Source organism: Shewanella sp. 553, assembly GCF_059338375.1.
In genome coordinates this window covers 2,743,235-2,764,354 of record NZ_CM181701.1, presented here as the reverse complement: position 1 = coordinate 2,764,354, position 21,120 = coordinate 2,743,235, and the positions used below count along the sequence as shown (strand labels likewise).

Genomic DNA, 21,120 nt, shown 5'->3' with positions numbered 1-21,120 from the left:
GTTTTGCGTCTGTTAATAGACTAAGTGAATTACTCGCTCAGCGGTTTGCCGGTGATCAAGTGATACTTGAGCAACAGCGCTTCATCAGACTCAATATGTTGTGGATCTGGGTCGATACAATCGATAGGGCATACCGACACACAGGTGGGCTTGTCATAATGGCCCACGCATTCGGTACACAGGTCTGGATCTATCTCGTAGATCTCCTCGCCCATAGTGATCGCTTGGTTGGGACACTCAGGCTCACACATGTCACAGTTAATGCAGCTATCATCTATCAGTAATGCCATTATCTGGGTCCAGTTACACCGCTTGGTGCGGGTTGCGGGTGTTTTGTCCGCTATTAAGATTACGCATTAGTATCGCTTTATCGACATTAACTTCTTGCGGTACCGGTAAAAACACAAAGTGGCCCGAACCGAGTCCAGCTTCGACGGCTTCACCCTTACGGTTTTCTAAATGTTCGATAGTCAGGTTAATATTGCCTTGCGGCGTCATCAACTCAACACTGTCGCCAACCGAAAATTTGTTTTTCACATCCACTTCGGCCATGCCTTTATCGTTACGCTTGCCGGTAAATTCACCCACAAATTGCTGTGTGTCACTGATAGAGTAACCGTAGTCGTAATTTTGGTATTCATCATGCACATGGCGACGCAAGAAGCCTTCGGTGTATCCACGGTGGGCGAGTCCTTCCAGTTGGTGCATCAGCGCTGGGTTAAATTCACGACCAGAAGCGGCATCTTCAATCGCTTGGCGATAAAGCTGTGCGGTACGTGCCACGTAATAAAATGACTTGGTGCGGCCTTCGATTTTAAGCGAGTCGATGCCCATTTTGGTCAGGCGCTCAACATGCTGGATGGCACGTAAGTCTTTAGAGTTCATGATGTAGGTGCCATGCTCGTCTTCAAAGGCGGGCATGTATTCACCTGGGCGTCCCGCTTCTTGCAGTAACACCACCTCATTACTCGGTGCGCCGGCGCCTAGGGTCGGGTTATGCAGTTGTACATCTGGGTTCACCGCGACTATGTCACCGGTGTCGGTTTGCACTGCTTCATGGGCGTCATATTTCCAGCGACAGGCATTGGTGCAAGTGCCTTGGTTTGGATCGCGTTTATTGATGTAACCCGACAGCAGGCAGCGGCCCGAGTAAGCCATACACAAGGCGCCGTGCACAAACACTTCCAGCTCGATATCGGGGCAGCGCTGACGGATCTCTTCAATCTCATCGAGCGAGAGTTCACGGGATAAGATCACCCGCTTAATGCCTTGTTGTTGCCAAAATTTAACCGAGGCCCAGTTGATGGCGTTAGCTTGTACGGACAGGTGCACCACTTGATCGGGAAACGCTTCGCGTACCATCATGATAAGCCCGGGATCTGACATGATCAGCGCATCAGGCTGCATGGCAACCACAGGCTCCATATCTTTGATATAGGTTTTCAGTTTGGTGTTATGCGGCGCGATGTTGCTCACCACGTACAGCTTTTTGCCTAACGCGTGAGCCTCTTGAATACCGGTAGCGAGGTTTTCCATTTTGAAATCATTGTTTCTAACACGCAGGCTATATCTCGGCTGGCCTGCGTAGACCGCATCCGCGCCATAGGCAAACGCATAACGCATATTTTTTAAGGTCCCAGCAGGAGACAGTAGCTCAGGTTTAAACATAATTTCTCTCAATTAACAGGTTGCAAACTAACTTGGGGCGGGCATTTTACTCAATGGAGGGAGCCTTATGCAAATAGTAACCTTGTTTATTCTGTGGTCAACCGCCCATTGCCGCCATAAATAGGCTTCCTATTCCACTGTTTTACGCCGCATACTTGCCCTTGTAGCCAGATGACAGTGATTGCCGCTCTTGTTGGTGGCTATCACGTCCAGCTGGTTTGCTTTAGGGGGCATAGGTTCGCGACTTACCTTTTAATAGCCTATTTTATCCATTATTGCCAAAATGCCCTCTTAGTGCTTGGTGTTATATCAGCGTTGATTGTGGGCGCAGCGGCTATCGTAGAACCATTTAGTTGGTAGTCGGTGAACCAGCGGCGAGGGCTTTTATCGGCCAATATGTGTTGCCGCATGATTATCCTTTAACTAATATTGACGCTTAAAATAGCAACAGACCTTAATTTATCTGCTTAAATTTAAGCGATATTTAGCTCCTTTGAGTCTAGGGCCTGTTGATCTTTGCTGGTTGAATTTCGTTCGAGACAAAAACGTTTTTAGCCGAACCCTTCGGGCAGCGTTTGTTGGTCATTTCTACTGCGTTGTCAGCTTTTTATGTAGAATAACTACACCATAAAGCTTCCGCCTTGTATAAATACCCAACAATTCGCTGCAAAAACAACCTTGAAAGATCAACTGGCCCTAGCTAAGCCATTTTACCATCACGCTTGGCAACCAGTCCTGATATACTCTAGCGCATTATTAGGCGGTAATATTTTATTAAGGAGTCAGCATGTCTAGCGAGCATCAACTACTGGTTGGGTTATTAAAAAAGTTAAAGGCCGATGCGTTAGTGTTGCCAACTTTGCCCGAGGTAGCAATGCGCGTCCAAGAGGTCGTTGCTAGGCCCGATTCCAGCCCTAAACAGGTGGCGGAGATTATTGGTCAAGATGCCGCGATATCGGCGCGTATGATAAAAGTGGCCAACAGCGCCATGTACAGTCGTGGCACCAAAGCAGAAAACATTAACAGCGCAGTGAGCCGTATCGGTTTAACTCAAATAAAGGCTATCGCGACATCGGTTGCCATGGAGCAGTTGTTTATCTCTACTAATGAGATGGTGTGGGAGGTGATGGATGAGGTGTGGCGCTCGTCAATCGAGGTGACCTCTGCGGCCTGTGCATTATTGATGAAGTACTCGAAGACTCATAAAGGTTGTGGTTTAAATTACGATACCCTGACGCTTGCCAGCTTGGTACACAATATTGGTGCCTTGCCTGTATTGACGGAGGCAGAAGCTCATCCGCATCTGTTTACCAGCATAGAACAATTACGCGCTCTGGTGAGAAAAATGCAGGGGCCGATAGGTCGAGCGGTATTGAAAAGTTGGGACTTTTCGCCAGAGGTGATGGAAGTGGTTGAACGATGGGCTGACTTACCCTATCTGCCTGAGCGAGTGACCTATTTAGACTTTGTGCGTTCGGCCGCTTTTTATACCGGTGAGTTAAGAGCGGGTCATGAGCTTGAAGAGCGTTTAGATGTGTTTGTGAAGCGTGGCTTACCCGTATCGCCAGAGTATTTAGGCTCTGATGAATTTCTCGATAATTATCATTCTATTAAGATGAGTTACGAATAGTTGTGACGGTCGATTAACTCTGTTAATAATAGTGGTTAATTTTTCTGCTTCGTAAACATTAAGGCTTTGTGTGGATGCTGCTAATCTCTATTGGATAATGGCTTACATTATAGCCATTGGCGTCGCTGGTACCCTCTATTGGTACTGGCATAGACGTGCTGGCATCCGCTTTTTGCAACAACTCACAAAGCAATTGCAGCAACAAGATAAAGTGCGTAAGCCGTTAGACATTGATTCCGTCCCCAGTGATTTTATTCCGTTATACCTACAGTTACAGCGATTATTAAAGCATTTGCCACCGCCGCCAGGGCGAGATAAATTAACGGGCTTGCTTAATCGAGTTGGGCTTAAATCACGTTTATCTCGCCTGATGCCTCTCAATCAGGGCATGTTTGTGCTGATTGATATTCATCGTTTTCGCTACGTTAACGATCTGTTTGGTTTCTCTTTTGGCGATAAGTTACTGCTGGCCATGAGTGAGCGAATTAAACAGCCGCTGAGTGCTCAAGAGCTTGTCGCGCGTATGAATGAAGATGAGTTTTTAGTGGTGTTTAAAGCGCCGCTAAGTAGTGAGCAACTCAACGCATTGCAAAACCAGTTACAACAGCCATTTTATATTAATGATACCGTGATTAATCTACAGGTACAGCTTGGGTATATGGATCTCTCATTGCATCATGCCGATGTAAGCCAGATGCTAAGGCGCATCGATTTGGCCTTAGTGCGAGCTAAGTCTAGCTCAGGCTTAATCGCCGCCTATCGACAAGGGGATGATAAGAGTCAACATAGGCAGTTGAGTATTATTCGCTGTTTTCCTAAGGCGTTAGCGCAAAGTGAACTCTATGTGGTATATCAGCCTAAATACAACCTCATCAGTCGTAATTGCAGCCACGCTGAAGCCCTTATTCGCTGGGAAAGCTCATTATTAGGCACGGTTTCGCCAGCAGAGTTTATTCCTTTGCTCGAGCGTGCAGGGATGATTTCTATGCTCAGTCAATGGGTTATTGAGCAGGTGCTCGAGCAACAAAGTGAGTGGCGTCAAGGTGATGTTAAGCTGCAGGTGGCGGTCAATCTAGCGCTTGATGATTTATGTGGCAGCCAATTGTGCCAGTTGATCGTGGCGCAGATGCAGCAGCGTCAACTGAGCTCTGATGTACTGGCCATCGAGGTTACCGAGAGCCAGTTAATGACAGATATGCAGCGCACGATTAATGCCCTCGATTGTCTCAAGCGTGCGGGTATTAACGCTGCCATCGACGACTTCGGCACCGGGCACTCCTCTTTGGCGTACCTCAAAAGCCTCCCTGTGAACGAAGTTAAAGTGGACAAAGCTTTTTTGGATAATGTGACCACAGATTTTCGTGGCCAGCATATTCTTAGCAGCGCAGTGTCATTAGCTCAAGGGTTGGGGTTTTCGGTCACAGTTGAAGGCGTAGAAACCCAAGCTGAGTTTATGTTACTACAACAGATGGGCGTCGATAAAATTCAGGGTGATCTATTTGCTAAACCTATGAGTGCAGCCGAGCTTGAAATGTATTGGCAAACACTCAATCGGCCCATTGCCGTATTATCTTAATAATAAGGTGTCACTCTTGCTTTGTAATGTAACGACTGAGCTCGGCGATAAGCTCTGCTGACATGGGGGTCATCTGCCGCGCTTTATTCATGCATACCATCTCAATTTGGGCGCTGACCGCCGGTTTTTTGCCTTGTGGTCGCCAGATCTCTTGTTGCCATACAGTGCGGTATTTACTCTCAAAATAAAACTGCGTGCGCACATCGACAATCTCCGCAAACTCGACGCCATCATGGCATAGCATATCACTGCGATAGACGGCAAAACCTAAACCTTGCTGGACCCAAAGGCGAGCCAAGGTTTCGGCGCCGATGACATGTTCTCTGGCACGTTCAAAATATTTTAAGAAATTAGGGTGATACACTACACCTGAAAAATCGGTATCTTCATAATAAATCTGCACCGGAAAATGAAATTGGGTGCTGTATTGCGCTTGTTGAGGCTGCTTCATATCTTAAAGGGAGGCGGCTAATAGTGCGCGCCAGCTTAGCACATTTAAGTAAAACCGCACATGCTGCCTAGCCATTTCAGTTTTAAGCCTTGATAGTCGCTTTCGATGGATGATTGTCGCCATTGATTGCCATCACTGATAAGTGGTTTTCCATTGGTGGTATCGACCTAATAGAAGGGCGGCTTTCACTTCTGGTTAAGCGTATTTTTTATTCAACTCTGCTACACTCTGCAGTGTGTTATCTACTTGATAATAAGATGTTAGATTACTTATGTCCTTCGATACTTTATCTGTTTTTTTTCAAAATGCAGCACTACTGCTGGTATTAGTTGTTATTTATGACGCAGTGCCGCGTCAGCGTCATCACCACTATGCTTGGTTGTGGCGTGTGCTCGCGGGATTACTCATAGGTGTGGTGCTTGTGATCACTATGATCACCTCATGGGAATACCAAGTGGGTATTTTTGTCGACGCGCGCGCCATCATTTTAGGGATCTCCGGACTGTTTTTTGGTGGCGTACCCACCTTAGTTGCTACCCTCGTGGGGATTGTTTTTCGTGTATTGGAAGGCGGTCCAGCGATGCTTCCCGGCATTATGGTGATGGTTGCTACGGCCAGTTTGGGCTGTTTATGGCGTTATTATCGTAAAAATGATATCGCCGATATGACCTTTAAAGAGTTACTACTGTTTGGCTTTGTTTTACATCTGCTCACTTTATCCCTATTAGCGCTGCTACCTTTTGAGTTGTTTGTGGATATATTATCCTTGGCGGCGCTGCCAATGATGATGATCTTTCCCTTGGTAACGGCACTAATTGGCCAGCTATTGTCACGTCGGCTTGAAGTTGAGCGCGACGCTAAGATTAAGCTGCAAGATGATTTTATTTTTCGCTCGCAATTTGACATTGGCAATATGGGCATCGCCATCACCTCGGTGGATCAGCATTGGATAAAAGTGAATCCAAGGTTATGTAAGATGCTGAAATATTCCGAACAAGAATTGCTTCAGCGTACTTGGTCTGAATTAACGTATTTTGAAGATCTTCAGGCTGATGAAGATCAGTATAAGCGCCTATTAAATGGAGAGATTGATGTTTACGAGATGGATAAGCGTTATGTCGCCAAAGATGGCGAAATTGTTTATACCCATCTAGCGGTTGCGTGCCGACGAGTAAATCATCAAGTCGATATGGTGATTGCTGGCATTATCGACATTACGGCCAATAAACAAGCCGAATTGGCCGTCAGAACCAGTCAAGAAAGGTTAGCTCTCGTGTTAGAAAGCAGTGATTTAGGCCTATGGGACTGGGATATCAACCGCAATGAAACCAGGCGTAACCCATGGTGTGCTAAGGTGCTTGGTTGCGAGTTAGAGCGCCTCAATAATGACCCAAGGTTGTGGACTGATGCGATTCACCCGCAAGATAGACCCACGGTATTAAGTGCTATCGATAAACACCTTAAAGGTGAGACCCCCAAGTACAGTGCTCAGTATCGGCTAATCACCCTTACTGGCGAGGAGCGCTGGATTGTCGATACAGGTAAAACCGTGAGTCGTGATATTCACGGGCGGCCATTGCGGATGTGTGGTGTGCACAGCGATATTACTGAGCAGAGACAGATCCAAGAGTCATTAGAGCTCGCCGCCTCGGTCTACAATAACTCTAGCGAGGCGATGAGCGTGTTAGATCATCAAGGTCAAATCATCACGGTTAACGCCGCCTTCACCGCCATCACAGGTTATCAACAAGAAGAAGTAGAGCACCAAGGTATTGGCATATTAAAGTGCGAGCATGGTGATAAGTTGCAATATGCACAACTAAAGCAAGCTGTGAGCGATGTGGGGCGTTGGCAGGGTGAGTTGTGTATCAAAAATAAAGATGGCAATGAATATATGGTGTGGTTCACCATTAATACCATTTACGACCAACAGGGTGAGGTTTTTCGCCGTGTCGCCCTGTTTTCTGATATTACCGATAAAAAACAAGCCGAACAGATTATCTGGAAGCAGGCCAATTATGATCCTCTCACCGGCTTACCCAATCGACGTATGCTGCTCGAATATTTAAGCAGTGAGATGTTACGTATCGACCGTGACGAGAGCCATTTTGCGTTATTATTTTTGGATTTAGACTGTTTTAAAGAGGTGAACGATACCTTAGGCCACGACATGGGTGACTTGCTATTGCAAGAAACGGCCAAACGCTTAAAGGGCTGTATTCGTGAAGTCGATATGTGTGCCAGGCTGGGGGGCGATGAGTTTACCGTGGTGTTATCGGGCATTGATTTTCCCGGCGGAGTCGAGCGCGTTGCGCAATGTATTTTACAGCGCATTAGTGAGCCTTATAGCTTAGGTGATGAAACGGCTTACATCAGTGTCAGTATTGGGATAACTATGTATCCCGACGATGCGACCAGCGTTGAAGGGTTATTAAAGCATGCTGATCAGGCGATGTATGCCGCTAAAGAGCAAGGGCGAAATCGCTTTCATTATTTTACTCCCTCGATGCAAGAGTTTGCCCGTTATCGTATGGCGTTGATTAAAGATCTGCGTCACGCCATCATCCATGATGAGTTTGAGCTTTATTATCAACCGATCATCGATATGAACAGTGGCGATATTTATAAGGCGGAAGCCTTGATCCGCTGGAATCACTCGTCGCGGGGCATGGTGTCACCCAGTGAGTTTATTTCGGTTGCCGAAGAGACGGGCTTAATCAACGATATCGGTAATTGGGTGTTTGAGCAGGCGGCGCATCAGAGTGCGAAGTGGCGTAAGCAATTTGGCACCGAAATTCAGATAAGCATTAATAAATCGCCGGTGCAGTTTTGTGACGAAGGTGACACCTTTAGTGACTGGCTCGCCTTATTGCAGCGCCTCAAACTATCTAGCAATGCCATCTGCGTCGAAATAACCGAAGGGTTGTTATTGGATGCATCCATGGGGGTCACCGAAAAATTACTCGCCTATCGTGATGCTGGTATTCAAGTCTCGCTAGATGATTTTGGTACGGGTTATTCGTCGTTAGCCTACCTGAAAAAATTTGATATCGATTACCTCAAAATTGATCAATCTTTCACCCGTAATTTAGAAAGTGATACCGATGGCGTGGCCTTGTGTGAAGCCATTATCGTGATGGCGCACAAACTGGGGATTAACGTGATTGCCGAAGGTGTAGAAACCGAGTTTCAACGTGACTTTTTAGCCAAGGCTGGCTGTGATTATGCCCAAGGTTATCTGTTTGCTCGGCCGCTGCCACAAGCGGAGTTTGAGCAAACTTACTTAAATCAACACTCAAGCTCGTCAAGCCGAATGGGCCGTGATTGTTAAATGAGTTGCTAAGTGATAAACGCTCAATATTAACGACTGATAACGGGCCAATCATGCTGAATTGTTATCCTTATGGCGTGGATTTTGATAGACTCCGCGCTCAGTTTTGACCCAATAGCCATTGACCATCGAGCCCATTATGAATTTTGATTCACTCCCTTTGCATCCTCTGCTTATCCAAGCGACAGCGCTATGCGGTTATCAGCAATTAACCCAAGTGCAGGCCAAGGTGATTCCGATTGCATTGCAAGGCCGAGATGTGATGGCCTGCGCCGAAACGGGCACGGGTAAAACAGCGGCCTTCAGCCTGCCTTTCCTACATAAGCTGCTTGAGAGCGACAGGCCATTAGGCCAGCTCAGTGTGCTGGTGCTAACACCAACCCGTGAATTAGCGATACAAGTGGGCGAGAGTATTGCCAAGTACAGTCAGTTGACGCCATTAACGTCACTGGCGGTTTACGGTGGCGCTAATATTAACCCTCAGCGTAAGGCACTGGCAAAGGGCGTCGATATTTTAATTGCCACTCCAGGGCGTTTATTTGACCTTATCGGCCAGCATGGCTTGGATCTGTCGTCGGTCGAGCAGCTGGTTATCGATGAAGCCGACCGTATGTTGGATTTAGGCTTTGTTAAAGACATTGAGCGAGTCAAAAACCTTATCGCCCCGCGCCATTCGACTCAGCTGTTTTCGGCGACCTTTAGCAAGGCGATTAAGGTGCTAGCCACTAAGATGCTAGATGATCCCGAGTGGATTAATGTGACGCAAAATACCACCGCAGCCAATATAAAGCAGGAGGTGTATCCGGTCGATAAGCGCCGTAAAGCCGAGCTATTGGCTGAGCTGATCGGGCGTAATAATTGGCAACAGGTATTGGTCTTTGTTAGCAGTAAAGAGAGTGCAGAGTCGCTGCACAAAGAGCTAAAACTAGACGGTATAAAAAATGCCGTATTCCATGGTGACAAGACCCAAGGCGCGCGCAATCGGGCGCTGGAGCAGTTTAAATCGGGTGAACTCAGAGTGATGGTAGCGACCGATGTTGCCGCCAGAGGACTGGATATCGCGGCGTTACCACTGGTGATTAACCTTGAATTGCCGCTGGATGCTGAAGATTATGTGCATCGTATTGGCCGCACCGGCCGCGCGGGGTTAGCCGGCCATGCCATCTCATTTGTGGCATTGAATGATGAAAAAATGCTGCAAGAAATTGAAGCCTTAATTGGACAAACCTTGCCAAGACACATAGTGCCTGGATATGAGATAGGGGCGCCATTACCTGCCCGTTACCGTGAGTTGCAACTGGAAACGACCAGCCCATCACATAAACCCAAGCGAGCGAAGCGCCCTTCAGCACGAGACAGTCAGCATCATAGTTATGCTAGCCGACGGGCGAATAAGTCGCGCAAGGTGTAATGAACTTGGGGCTATCGTTACTGAGTCATAATGGGGCTAAAGCGATATCATTAGAGTCAACTGGCACAGATAAGCGTTATCTAGCGTAAAGGTTAGCCAAGCTGATGAGCCGGACCGTAATGTAACTATAGCGAGAACAAGATGCGCAAACCGATCATAACTCAGCCTGTCGCAACCAATGTGATCACCGGTTTTTTAGGCGTGGGTAAGACTACGCTCATTCAATATTTATTAGCGAATAAGCCCGCTAATCAAGTATGGGCTGTGTTAATTAATGAGTTCGGTGAGATCGGTATTGATGCCAGTTTTATCGGTAAACAATCGGGTAAGGTGCAAATAAAAGAGGTCGCCGGCGGCTGTATTTGCTGCGCCGCAGGCGTGCCCACTCAGGTGGCGGTTAATCAGTTGCTTGCACAAGCTAAGCCCGACCGATTATTGATTGAGCCCACAGGATTAGGGCACCCTAAAGCAATTATAGACACCCTAAGTCAGCCGCATTTTCGACAGGTTATCGCCTTAAAAAGCACTATCTGCTTAGTGGATGCACGCAAGGTGAGCGATAACCGCTATCGAAAAAGCGATATTTTTAAGCAGCAGTTAGCCATTGCCGATCAGATCTTTGTCACCAAAGGTGATTTAGCGGCAGAGGATGATTTGGCACAGTTGCACACCTTTCTCGCCCAGCACTCTATTAGCGCGCCAGTGCAATCAATCAATTTAACCCGCGAGCAAGAGAGCCAAACTCCGGCGTTATTTAATCGGTTAGCGGAGCAGGTGTTAGATAGTGCTCAGCGCCTTCCTAACGCGCAGGTCAGTTCATCAGTCCGCAGTGGCCCATCTCTTGGCTCTAATTCGTCCCTCTTTTCAGCTTCAATACCGCTAAGCCCTTTATTCGAGTCGTCCACCATGGAGCCACAAACATCGCCGTTGGCGGAGTTTGATCAGCTTGGCATCTATCGCAATGATAATCAGCATGAGGGGATATACAGTGCTGGCTGGGTATTTGATTGCCATTATGAATTTGATTTTGAAGCCATTGTCGCCTGGGTAAAGCATCAGGACTACCTGCGTTTAAAAGCCTTGTTAATTTGCGATGAAGGTATTGCCGCCCTTAATTACGTCGATAAGCAGCTGCAGGTTGTTGAGCTTGATGATGCGTTGGATTCTCGTATTGAGTTGATTTCTCGCCAACCAATCACTATATCCACAACCGAGCAGCAACTGCTGTCGCTTGCCAAGCGCTACGCCGTTTAACGACGTAGCGCCTATGATTATCAATCATAGTAGCCAATCCTTGTCGGCAAGGTAGCGGCTAGGTCCGCGTTACAGTGAATGGTTAACAGGATTTCTTTGTCTTTTTTACTGAGCAGATAGATAACTGACTATGCAAGACGTACCACATGATCAATCGTTAGCAACAGACCCAATCCCAACATTAGTATGGCGTTATACCATTCCCACGATCTTATCTATGTTAGTGACTGGGGTGTATATGGTGATAGACGGCATGTTTATTGGCCATTATCTGGGCGAAGTCGGCTTGGCCGGAATGATGCTGGCGTACCCGGTTGGGGCCATTTTGTATGCGGTCGGTGCGCTGTTGGGGATGGGCGGCGCCTCATTGGTGTCTATCAATTTGGGGCGCAATGATCCGGCGCGAGCGCGAAAAATACTCGGTAACACCTTTACCCTCTGTTTAATTACCGGCGTTTTATTTGCGCTGGTGGGCACATTTTTTAGTCGCGATATCTTAATTTGGTTGGGCGCCGAGGGAGAAGTGCTACGCAGCGCCGATGAATACCTGTTTTGGTATTTTGCCTTAGGTGTGTTTCCTATTTTGGCCATCGCGTTTGCAGCGCTGTTAAGAAACGATGGTCGCCCAGGTTTTGTAACTTGGATATTGATCATCAGCGGTTGCCTTAATGCGCTACTCGATTGGCTGTTTATTGTGGTGTTTCCTTTCGGGCTAGCAGGTGCCGCCATTGCCACTATGATCTGTCAAGCAGTGACAGGCTTGGCTTGTTTACAACATTTTTTTACGGCAAAAACGCGCCTCGGTATCAATATCGAGCAGATGAAGCTGACCCTAGATCACTGCCTCAACATTGTAAAAGTGGGTTTTCCCAGCTTTTTAATGAACCTGTATCTCTCTATTGTGTTAACGCTACATAATATGGCGTTTTTATGGGTGGGTGGGCCAATACATGTTGCCGCTTACGGTGTGGTCAGCTACACCGAGGCATTGTTTTATTTGATTTTTGAGGGAATAGCGCTCGGCACGCAACCCATTTTCAGTTTTAATGCGGGAGCCAACCGGTTCGACAGGGTGTTCCAGACGTTTAAAATTGCTACTTTGATGACCTTAATCACAGCGGCCATCGGTTTATTGTTTATCTATCTGCTGCCGAAATATTTGGTGTATATTTTTGCCGGCGATAATGCCGAGTTAACGCCTGTGGCTATCGAAGGGATGCGCCTCTATTTTTGGGGACTGCCTTTTGAAGGCGTTATTCTTACTGGCGCGGCATTTTTCCAGGCGATCAATCGCCCTAAAGACGCGGCCATGCTAACGGGCAGTAAGTTAATTTTAATTGCCGCTATTATTTATCTGTTTGCTTGGGCGTTTGGGGTGACAGGCGTGTGGATCTCTTTGGCGTGTTGCAGCGCCTTACTGACCTTATGGATGGTCAGGCGATTAAGCTTACTTTACAAGAGTTTGCAATAACTGGGTAGACTGTTAGGATAGCTGTTAACCAGTGAAATGCTTGTTTAACATGAGTCGAGTTTACCTAATATAAAGCAGGGAAAAGCTGCGTTAGTTTAGTTTCACAAATAAGGATATTTGTTTATATGGTTTTAAAATTACCGCTTTTGGCGCTAAATGCAGTACTGTTAATCAATTCTGCATCGCTTAGCGCCTCTCCTTTTAGCGACAGTTATGCCGCTTATCAACATGCCGTTAAAGTTAAAGATAGCCAAGCTGCTGAGCAGTATGCAGAGCAAACCTATCTGCTCGGTCAGGGGTATTTTGAACCTGGCGCTATCGACATTGCTCACCTGCAATTGAACTGGGCAACATCCCTGCAGGCCAAAGGCGATCTTGAGGCCGCGCAGCAACAGTTTTTGCAGGTTTTAGCACGCTATCGCGGCCATTTTGGGGCTGAAGCCATCGAGCTTATCGACCCACTACTGGGCGCTGCGCAAACCATGTCGGCGTCTAAAGAGCAAAAGTCGCTGTTTAAAGAAGCTATCTCCATTGCACAGACAAGCGATAACCTGTTACTTACCGCCGAGGTCAAGTTATTGGCTTTTAAGGCGTTGGTGTCGACGGAATATTACGGTCGTGATATTCGCAGTGATGTATTAGATGCCTATGAGATCTATCAGCAGCTGCCTAATAATGATATCCGCCGGATAACGGCAACTTATTACGTTGGCGTAATAAAGGCGAGTGAAAAGCGCTACAGTGATGCAATTCCCCATCTAGAAGAGGTGGTCAAGCAGTTTGCTGTGCTCGATTTTAGTCATCCCTATAAGCTGTCAGCCCATGCACGTTTAGTCGAGCTATATGAGCATGAGGGCGAGAGCGAGCAGGCCACAGCCCACTGTATTGCGATTGGCAGTATGACGCCTTGGGATGAACAACAAGAACAAACACCGCTGTTTCGTTCGTCGCCTAACTATCCTATGTCCTATATCCGTGCTGGACGCGAAGGATGGTCGGAGATTGAATTTACTGTCGATGAACAAGGGTTTGTGCAAGATCCTGTGACCCTAGCCTCTGAAGGGGGGCCTTTATTTATAAAAGAGTCGCTAAAGGCGATAAAGCAGTGGCGCTATGCGCCTAAGTTTGTCGATGGTAAGCCCGTTGCGGCGCAGACCAGAGTGCGATTACTGTTTGAGGTACAAGGTTAACAGCTAGTCTGCCTTTTTGGCGATTAAGCCATCGAATGGTAAGTTATTAATTAATAAGCCCTCTTGTAATGCGAGGGCTTATTTTTGAGTGTCACAAAATTTGAACCGATGGCATGTGACCTATTTGAGTTATATAAAAATAGGTAAATTGCCTGTTGTCATTCGCTTGGGTGATTCTGGGGTAAGTGGCGTTATTACCCGTAGCTATAAGTGTGGTCATTAGTTAAAACAATTTACTGCCCCAACCGAGTTTACTTCTTAGTACGTTAAAGTAGTTATATCCCGTAGGATGGATTAAATGTAAGCGCTCTTTGCTGCGGCGGATAATAATTTCATCGCCTGGCAGTACCGCTAAAGTGACATGACCATCACAGCTGACCTCTAAGGCATCATCATTATCGGGTGACACCACTAGTTTAATGGTGCTACAGGCATCGACCACTATCGGCCGGCAAGACAAAGTGTGTGGAAACATCGGCACTAAAATGAGCGCCTCAAGGTTGGGGGTTAAAATGGCTCCCCCGGCAGAAAGTGAATAGGCTGTAGAGCCCGTTGGGGTGGAAACAATCATGCCATCGGCGCGCTGACTATACATAAAGTTGCCGTCAATATAGACTTCAAACTCAATCATATGCGCAATTTTACCTGGATGGAGCACCGTTTCATTAACAGCGGTATTACTGGCTTTTACGCTGCCATGACGATGGACTTCCGATTCGAGTAAGAAGCGGTATTCAGTTTCGTAATTGCCTTCGAGCACTTTAGTTAATGCGGGTTCAAATCCTTCGGGAGGCAGATCGGTTAAGAAGCCCAAATTACCGCGGTTGACGCCGATAACGCCAATATCAAAACGGGCTAGTACGCGCGCCGCACCTAACATATTACCATCACCGCCGACGACGATAGCCAAATCGCAGTATTCACCTATTTGCAGTAAATCGACCGATTTGACATGGGGGCCAATTTCAGCGGAAACTCGCTCTTCAACATAAACATCATAGCCTTGTTGGGTTAACCAATGATGCAGTTGTTTTAGAGTATTATGTGTCCCAAGGTGATGGGGTTTGCCAATTAAGCCGATTGTGTGGAACGCTTTACTCATATTTGTCTTTGATCCATGCCTTAGGGCTTGAAACCTCAAATTTGATCCCCATAATATGCCCAGAGCATGCAGAAACAAAGCATTTTTAGCTGGAGTAACAATGAGCAACGAATCAAATAAAGCACAAGAGCCACAGATTGATCAAAATATCGCGCCAGAAGTCGACACCGAAGTGGTTGAAGATGCGGCCAATTTGATGGATGAGCTAACCCAAGCTAATTTTCGTATAGAAGAGCTTGAACAGGCACTCGCCGCTGCGGAAGCGAAAGTCGAGGAGCAGAAAGATTCTGTGATCCGCGCCGCTGCAGAAGTGGATAATGTCCGTCGTCGTGCTGCCATGGATGTGGAAAAGGCCCACAAGTTCGCCCTCGAAAAGTTTGCCAATGAACTTTTACCTGTTATTGATAACATGGAGCGAGCGCTTCAAGGAACCAATGTAGAAGATGAGACCACCAAGGCGATTTATGAAGGGGTTGAGCTGACGCTTAAGAGCTTTACTACAGCGGTTGAAAAGTTTGGTCTATCACCATTGAACCCACAAGGTGAAGCCTTTAACCCTGATCATCATCAAGCTATTGGCATGCAGCCAAGTGATGAGTTTCCGGCAAATACCGTTATGATGGTCATGCAAAAAGGTTACATCCTTAACGACCGCCTGCTGCGCCCTGCTATGGTAATGGTGTCGCAAGGTGGCGATTCGGCCGATACTGGCTCAATCGATACCCAAGCCTAATAGGTATTCGATGTCGTTAGTATAAAAAGACGTTATTATAAAAATAGGCCTCAAGTTGAGGCCTATTTTTTTGTCACTATTTGACTAGATATACTGACTGATCACGCACCGATATAGGCGTTGATTTGATGTAAAATCCCTTCGCCATCGAGTTTCAACTCTGCCAAAATCTCCGCCGACTCACCGTGTTTAATAAACTCATCGGGCAAACCGATATTAAGCACTGGCATGGGCAATTTCAGTTGTTGCAGTAGTTCCAATACGCCAGAACCTGCGCCGCCCATAATGGCATTTTCTTCCACTGTCACTAACAGGTCGTGGCTGGTGGCTAATTGCTTAACCAGTTCAGCATCTAATGGCTTAACAAAACGCATGTCAGCCAGTGTGGCATCTAAGGCCTGGGCCGCATAATCTGCCGCAGCCAAGGTGGTGCCGAAGTTAAGGATGGCAATTTTTTGGCCTTGACGCTTAATCAACCCCTTACCAATTTCCATAGCCGTCATGGTGTCAACTTGTGGTTCGCCAGTGGCACTTCCTCTAGGGTAACGGATGGCCGTTGGGCCATCGTTATAACAGTAGCCTGTATAGAGCATTTGCCGGCATTCATTTTCGTCAGATGGCGCCATGATCACCATATTAGGAACCGTGCGCATAAAGCTTAAGTCAAATGCGCCCTGATGGGTCGGGCCATCTGCGCCAACAATACCGCCGCGGTCGATAGCAAAGATCACCGGTAACTTTTGCAGCGCCACGTCATGAATTAATTGATCATACCCGCGTTGCAAGAAGGTCGAATAGATGGCCACAACGGGCTTATACCCTTCACAAGCAAAGCCTGCGGCTAATGTCACTGCGTGTTGCTCAGCAATCGCGGCATCGAAATATTGCCCCGGGAAACGCTGAGAAAACTCAACCATGCCTGAACCTTCGCGCATGGCGGGGGTGATCCCCAAGACTTTGTCATCCTTTGCTGCCATATCACACAGCCAGCGGCCAAATATTTGAGAAAAGCTAGGATTTGAAGGTTTTGCGGCCGGCTTGGCAAAGGTTGACGGATCAAACTTAGGCACTGCATGCCAGCCTATGGGATCTTTTTCTGCCGGTTCATAACCACGACCTTTCTTGGTCATGATATGTAAAATCTGCGGTCCCGATAGGTTACGCATGTTTCGCATGGTTTCGACTAAGGCATCGACATCGTGACCGTCGATAGGGCCAATATAGTTAAAGCCCAGCTCTTCAAACATGGTACCAGGTACGACCATACCTTTAAGGTGCTCTTCGGTGCGCTTAGCCATCTCTTTGATAACAGGCATCCCTTTGAGCACTTTTTTACTGCTTTCACGGATGGTGGTATATAAGCGGCCAGACATCAGTTGGGCTAGATGATTATTGAGTGCGCCGACGTTTTCTGAAATCGACATCTCGTTATCATTAAGCACGACTAACATGTCGTTATGCAGGTCTCCAGCGTGGTTCATCGCCTCAAACACCATGCCGCCAGTCATCGCGCCATCGCCAATCACAGCGACCACTTTTCGCCCTGCTTGCTCTTTCTCTGCAGCCACGGCCATGGCCAGAGCTGCACTGATAGAGGTACCTGAGTGACCCACACTAAAGGTGTCATATTCACTTTCTTCACGCCAAGGGAAGGGGTGTATGCCGCCCTTTTGACGTATGGTATGCATCTTATCGCGGCGCCCGGTTAAAATTTTATGTGGATAGGCTTGATGCCCCACATCCCAAACGAGTCTATCGAATGGCGTGTTATAGACATAGTGCAAGGCAACGGTGAGTTCGACTGTGCCGAGCCCTGAGGCAAAGTGGCCACTCGAAATGCCTACCGATTGCAGCAAAAAACTTCTGAGTTCATCAGCAAGTTTTGGGAGCACGCCCTGTGGCAACTGTCTCAGCTCATCAGGGGTGTTGGCCTGTGCTAACACAGGGTATTTCGTTATATCCAAACTCATAGCGAGATTCTTTGGCTCTTTATTATACTCTTCGCTCAATGATAAAACGGGCGAATTCGGCAATTAACTGGCTATTGTATGGTAATTTAGCCAGCGCTGATAGGGCATCATCGATCAAACTTTTAGCGGTTGCTTGTGCACCAGGCAAGCCCAGCAATTTAGGGTAGGTGCTCTTATTGGACTCGCAGTCAGACCCTTGTGGCTTTCCAAGCTCTTCGGTGCTGGCGATAATATCGAGCACATCGTCTTGAACTTGAAAGGCTAAACCCACTGCGTCGGCAAATTCTAACAGTAGATCGCGCTCGTTATCTGTGATGGCTGCGGCAATGATAGGTAATTCCACTGCGCAGCGAATTAGGGCGCCAGTTTTAAGGCGATGTAAGCGTTTTAATGTGGTTAAGTCTATCTGTTTATCGGTGGCATTAAGATCCATCGATTGACCGCCACACATCCCATGATAGCCAGAAGCCTTGGCTAGCGAGCGTACCATGGCCAACTGTTGGCTTGGTTGTAAATCTGGCTGCTCTTGGCTAATAACTTCAAAAGCTAGGGTCTGCAAAGCATCACCGGCTAAAATCGCGGTGGCTTCATCGAAGGCGATATGCACTGTGGGTTGACCGCGGCGCAAGGCGTCGTCGTCCATGGCGGGTAAATCGTCGTGAATAAGTGAGTAGGCATGGATGCATTCGATGGCGGCGGCGCAGGCGTCGAGTTGCTTCAAGGGGACATTAAGCATGTCGCCTACAGCGTACACTAGGAAGGGCCGAATACGTTTGCCCCCCAGTAATGCGCCATGCGCCATCGCGGCTTTGAGTTTCGGCTCGGTATCATCTTGAGCATGGATAAAGTGGCGCAGCTGGTCATCGACTCGCTGCTGATATTGGGTTATCGCATCGGCTAGCAATTATTCGCCCTCGGCAATATAGGGATGCAAACTGGGTTGGTCGTGCTCTTGGGTTAGAATAGTCACTTTTTGTTGTGCCTGCTCTAACTTTGCTTGGCTGTTTCTGACTAGGTTGATACCGCGCTCAAATTGTTTTAATGCGTCATCGAGCGATACATCACCTTGCTCTAAGTCGCCGACAATCCGTTCTAACTCGGATAAGGATTCTTCAAAAGTGAGGTTTTCAGGTTTTTTAGCCACAGTGATTTTCCCAAGAAATTAGCGACAGACAAAGTATCTCAGTCAACCTTAAGGGTCAAATTACGCTGCCGTATATTTGTGCAACAGCACGCTTTAAAGAGGTTTTTTTATAAAAAATTGAATTTATAACTAAACTTGCGTGTAAGCTGTCCGATAATGGTAATAGATTAAGACTCAATTTTGTCGACGATTATACCCTAAAGTGCGCGAAGCCGTTAAGGTGGTCTGTGGCCGATAATGGCTTTATCTGGCAAACATAGACCGTATAATTATTTGTGTTAGGGATATATGGGGTGACCATCAACAGGCCCCATTTTTTGCGTTTATCGAGCTGATTAACTTGGTCGCGTTGCTTGAGCGAGCAAGTTAGAGACAGCCTATTTTATAGATAAGGAAGAGTTGTGGATTTAGCGACACTGATAGGCCTAATTGGTGCGTTTGCTTTTATTATCGGTGCCATGTTCACCAGTGGTGGCATAGCAATTTATATTGATGTGCCCTCGGTACTGATTGTGATGATAGGCTCGCTGTTTGTGGTCATGATGAAGTACAACTTAAAGCAGTTTTTAGGTGCAGTAAAAATTGCCGCCAAAGCCTTTATCTTTAAAATCGATAAACCCGATGAGTTGATTGAACAGTCGGTTACTATGGCAGATGCGGCGCGTAAGGGCGGTTTTTTAGCGCTAGAAGAGGCTGAAATCAGTAATAGTTTTATGCAAAAAGCGGTCGACATGTTGGTCGATGGTCACGATGGTGAGGTGGTGCGTGAAGCACTGGAAAAAGATATTTCGCTCACAGAGGACCGCCATAAAACCGGCATTGGTATTTTTCAATCCTTAGGTGATGTTGCCCCTGCTATGGGGATGATCGGTACCTTAATCGGCTTGGTGGCCATGTTGTCTAACATGGATGACCCTAAGTCTATCGGGCCTGCGATGGCCGTCGCCTTGCTGACCACCTTATATGGCGCCATCATTGCCAATATGATCGCTATTCCGATTGCCGATAAATTGACCCTGCGTATGAGTGAAGAGATGCTCAATCGTAACTTGATCATGGACGCGGTATTGGCTATCCAAGATGGTCAAAACCCGAGGGTGATAGAAGGTTTCTTGAAAAACTATTTATCAGAGAAGCAGCGCACAATCGATACCACGGACGGGGAATAGCCGTATGGCTAAGAAAGTCAAATGCGATTGTCCGCCTGCGGGGGCACCTAAGTGGTTGGCGACCTTTGCAGACTTGATGTCGCTGTTGATGTGCTTTTTCGTGCTGCTGCTGGCGTTTTCCGAAATGGATGTCATGAAGTTTAAGCAGATCGCCGGCTCAATGAAATACGCCTTCGGGGTGCAAAATAAGGTTGAAGTTAAAGATATCCCTAAGGGCACGTCTGTTATTGCGCTAGAGTTTCGTCCTGGCAAACCCGAGCCCACACCTATTGAAATCATTAATCAGCAAACCAATGAGATGACAGAGCAGACGATTGAAGTGCAGGCGGGTGAAGATGACAGCGCTGGTGGCATACAGCAGCAACAAGGGGCTCAGCGCGGTGGCGATGCTTCGTCGACGGCACAAGAGCAGGCGGAAGCCGAAGCTCAGTCGCAGCAACAAGCCTCTTCACAAGATCAGATTAACGACCAAGTAAAGAAAATGGCTCAAGCCCTCAATAAAGAGATTGTTGATGGGGCGATTGAAATTGAGTCTCTAGGGCAGCAGATCATCATCCGCATTCGTGAAAAAGGCGCCTTTGCATCTGGCTCTGGTTTCTTACAGCCGAGATTTAAACCAGTAGTGCGCCGTGTTGGCGAACTACTCAAAGATGTGCCGGGTGTGGTGACGGTATCGGGGCATACCGATGATATAAAAATCAATAATGAACTCTATAGTTCTAACTGGGATCTCTCCAGTAAGCGTGCGGTGGCTGTCGCCCATGAGTTAATTAAAGTGGACGGCTTTAAACCACAACGGATGAAAGTGGTCGGTATGGCCAGCTCAGAGCCTCTGGTGGCTAACGACTCTGCCGAACATCGTACACGCAATCGACGTGTCGAAATTGCCATTGAGCAAGGCAAGGCAAAGGAAACCGATGAGATCAAGGTCGGGCCATAACCGCTGACTTATATCATAATTGTCCATAACGGGTCACTATTTGGGGCCCGTTTGCTGTGTGCCCGTTTAAAATTATGATC

17 protein-coding genes are annotated in these 21,120 nt (G+C 47.3%); 10 read left to right on the top strand and 7 right to left on the bottom strand.

Features of this window, described 5'->3' with window-relative positions:
• Positions 1 to 29: 29 nt before the first annotated feature.
• Positions 30 to 290, bottom strand: coding sequence for a YfhL family 4Fe-4S dicluster ferredoxin (locus tag AC5YBZ_RS12260; protein ID WP_110458198.1), 261 nt, complete (start codon positions 288 to 290; stop codon positions 30 to 32).
• A 13-nt stretch (positions 291 to 303) separates the two neighbouring features.
• Positions 304 to 1,668, bottom strand: a complete 1,365-nt coding sequence (gene trhP, locus AC5YBZ_RS12255; RefSeq protein ID WP_110458485.1) for a prephenate-dependent tRNA uridine(34) hydroxylase TrhP — start codon at positions 1,666 to 1,668, stop codon at positions 304 to 306.
• 787 nt (positions 1,669 to 2,455) lie between these two features.
• Here trhP and AC5YBZ_RS12250 point away from each other — a divergent pair.
• Positions 2,456 to 3,298 (top strand): HDOD domain-containing protein, encoded by an 843-nt coding sequence (locus AC5YBZ_RS12250; RefSeq protein WP_494521234.1) that lies wholly within the window; start codon positions 2,456 to 2,458, stop codon positions 3,296 to 3,298.
• A 70-nt stretch (positions 3,299 to 3,368) separates the two neighbouring features.
• Entirely contained in the window at positions 3,369 to 4,874 is a 1,506-nt protein-coding gene (locus AC5YBZ_RS12245; protein ID WP_494542964.1) for a putative bifunctional diguanylate cyclase/phosphodiesterase, read from the top strand.
• A 10-nt stretch (positions 4,875 to 4,884) separates the two neighbouring features.
• Here the strand turns inward: AC5YBZ_RS12245 and AC5YBZ_RS12240 are convergent, their stop codons facing one another.
• On the bottom strand, positions 4,885 to 5,325 hold the full coding sequence (locus AC5YBZ_RS12240; RefSeq protein WP_494542963.1) for a thioesterase family protein: 441 nt from the start codon (positions 5,323 to 5,325) through the stop codon (positions 4,885 to 4,887).
• A 271-nt stretch (positions 5,326 to 5,596) separates the two neighbouring features.
• On the opposite strand from AC5YBZ_RS12240, the gene AC5YBZ_RS12235 reads away from it, so the two are divergent.
• The 5 genes from AC5YBZ_RS12235 (at position 5,597) to AC5YBZ_RS12215 (ending at position 13,982) form a co-directional block, all read left to right on the top strand.
• A complete protein-coding gene (locus AC5YBZ_RS12235) occupies positions 5,597 to 8,656 on the top strand; it encodes an EAL domain-containing protein (protein ID WP_494542962.1) in 3,060 nt (1,019 codons plus the stop codon).
• Positions 8,657 to 8,795: 139 nt separating this feature from the next.
• On the top strand, positions 8,796 to 10,067 hold the full coding sequence (locus AC5YBZ_RS12230) for a DEAD/DEAH box helicase (protein WP_494521238.1): 1,272 nt from the start codon (positions 8,796 to 8,798) through the stop codon (positions 10,065 to 10,067).
• A gap of 141 nt (positions 10,068 to 10,208) precedes the next feature.
• Positions 10,209 to 11,321 (top strand): CobW family GTP-binding protein, encoded by a 1,113-nt coding sequence (locus tag AC5YBZ_RS12225; RefSeq protein ID WP_494521239.1) that lies wholly within the window; start codon positions 10,209 to 10,211, stop codon positions 11,319 to 11,321.
• A 130-nt stretch (positions 11,322 to 11,451) separates the two neighbouring features.
• The gene (locus AC5YBZ_RS12220; protein WP_494521240.1) at positions 11,452 to 12,792 is read left to right on the top strand and encodes an MATE family efflux transporter; all 1,341 of its coding nucleotides are present in this window, start codon (positions 11,452 to 11,454) and stop codon (positions 12,790 to 12,792) included.
• Positions 12,793 to 12,917: 125 nt separating this feature from the next.
• Positions 12,918 to 13,982: a TonB family protein gene (locus tag AC5YBZ_RS12215; RefSeq protein ID WP_494521241.1), complete on the top strand. Its 1,065-nt coding sequence runs from the start codon at positions 12,918 to 12,920 to the stop codon at positions 13,980 to 13,982.
• Between the two features lie 223 nt (positions 13,983 to 14,205).
• On the opposite strand, the gene nadK is transcribed toward AC5YBZ_RS12215, so the two are convergent.
• Complete coding sequence (gene nadK / locus AC5YBZ_RS12210; protein WP_494521242.1) at positions 14,206 to 15,084, bottom strand: NAD(+) kinase; 879 nt, start codon at positions 15,082 to 15,084, stop codon at positions 14,206 to 14,208.
• Positions 15,085 to 15,184: 100 nt separating this feature from the next.
• Between nadK and grpE the strand changes: the two genes are divergently transcribed.
• Entirely contained in the window at positions 15,185 to 15,817 is a 633-nt protein-coding gene (grpE, locus tag AC5YBZ_RS12205) for a nucleotide exchange factor GrpE (protein WP_494521243.1), read from the top strand.
• 101 nt (positions 15,818 to 15,918) lie between these two features.
• Here grpE and dxs read toward each other — a convergent pair whose 3' ends face one another.
• Genes dxs through xseB form a run of 3 tightly spaced genes read right to left on the bottom strand, consistent with a single transcriptional unit; the run spans position 15,919 to position 18,931 of the window.
• Positions 15,919 to 17,787 carry a 1-deoxy-D-xylulose-5-phosphate synthase gene (gene dxs / locus AC5YBZ_RS12200; RefSeq protein ID WP_494521244.1) on the bottom strand — a complete coding sequence of 623 codons (1,869 nt, stop codon included), beginning with the start codon at positions 17,785 to 17,787 and terminating at the stop codon, positions 15,919 to 15,921.
• A 22-nt stretch (positions 17,788 to 17,809) separates the two neighbouring features.
• The gene (gene ispA, locus AC5YBZ_RS12195; RefSeq protein WP_494542961.1) at positions 17,810 to 18,691 is read right to left on the bottom strand and encodes a (2E,6E)-farnesyl diphosphate synthase; all 882 of its coding nucleotides are present in this window, start codon (positions 18,689 to 18,691) and stop codon (positions 17,810 to 17,812) included.
• Positions 18,692 to 18,931 carry an exodeoxyribonuclease VII small subunit gene (xseB, locus tag AC5YBZ_RS12190; protein ID WP_494521246.1) on the bottom strand — a complete coding sequence of 80 codons (240 nt, stop codon included), beginning with the start codon at positions 18,929 to 18,931 and terminating at the stop codon, positions 18,692 to 18,694.
• A 401-nt stretch (positions 18,932 to 19,332) separates the two neighbouring features.
• Between xseB and pomA the strand changes: the two genes are divergently transcribed.
• Positions 19,333 to 20,100: a flagellar motor protein PomA gene (gene pomA / locus AC5YBZ_RS12185; RefSeq protein ID WP_494521247.1), complete on the top strand. Its 768-nt coding sequence runs from the start codon at positions 19,333 to 19,335 to the stop codon at positions 20,098 to 20,100.
• 4 nt (positions 20,101 to 20,104) lie between these two features.
• Positions 20,105 to 21,040, top strand: coding sequence for a flagellar motor protein MotB (locus AC5YBZ_RS12180; protein ID WP_494521248.1), 936 nt, complete (start codon positions 20,105 to 20,107; stop codon positions 21,038 to 21,040).
• Positions 21,041 to 21,120: the final 80 nt, after the last annotated feature.

Bases quoted from the DNA above. Each gene is read 5' to 3' on its own strand.
- AC5YBZ_RS12260 (WP_110458198.1), bottom strand. From the start codon at position 290: ATGGCATTACTGATAGATGATAGCTGCATTAACTGTGACATGTGTGAG.
- trhP (WP_110458485.1), bottom strand. From the start codon at position 1,668: ATGTTTAAACCTGAGCTACTGTCTCCTGCTGGGACCTTAAAAAATATG.
- AC5YBZ_RS12250 (WP_494521234.1), top strand. From the start codon at position 2,456: ATGTCTAGCGAGCATCAACTACTGGTTGGGTTATTAAAAAAGTTAAAG.
- AC5YBZ_RS12240 (WP_494542963.1), bottom strand. From the start codon at position 5,325: ATGAAGCAGCCTCAACAAGCGCAATACAGCACCCAATTTCATTTTCCG.
- AC5YBZ_RS12235 (WP_494542962.1), top strand. From the start codon at position 5,597: ATGTCCTTCGATACTTTATCTGTTTTTTTTCAAAATGCAGCACTACTG.
- AC5YBZ_RS12230 (WP_494521238.1), top strand. From the start codon at position 8,796: ATGAATTTTGATTCACTCCCTTTGCATCCTCTGCTTATCCAAGCGACA.
- AC5YBZ_RS12225 (WP_494521239.1), top strand. From the start codon at position 10,209: ATGCGCAAACCGATCATAACTCAGCCTGTCGCAACCAATGTGATCACC.
- AC5YBZ_RS12220 (WP_494521240.1), top strand. From the start codon at position 11,452: ATGCAAGACGTACCACATGATCAATCGTTAGCAACAGACCCAATCCCA.
- AC5YBZ_RS12215 (WP_494521241.1), top strand. From the start codon at position 12,918: ATGGTTTTAAAATTACCGCTTTTGGCGCTAAATGCAGTACTGTTAATC.
- nadK (WP_494521242.1), bottom strand. From the start codon at position 15,084: ATGAGTAAAGCGTTCCACACAATCGGCTTAATTGGCAAACCCCATCAC.
- grpE (WP_494521243.1), top strand. From the start codon at position 15,185: ATGAGCAACGAATCAAATAAAGCACAAGAGCCACAGATTGATCAAAAT.
- dxs (WP_494521244.1), bottom strand. From the start codon at position 17,787: ATGAGTTTGGATATAACGAAATACCCTGTGTTAGCACAGGCCAACACC.
- AC5YBZ_RS12180 (WP_494521248.1), top strand. From the start codon at position 20,105: ATGGCTAAGAAAGTCAAATGCGATTGTCCGCCTGCGGGGGCACCTAAG.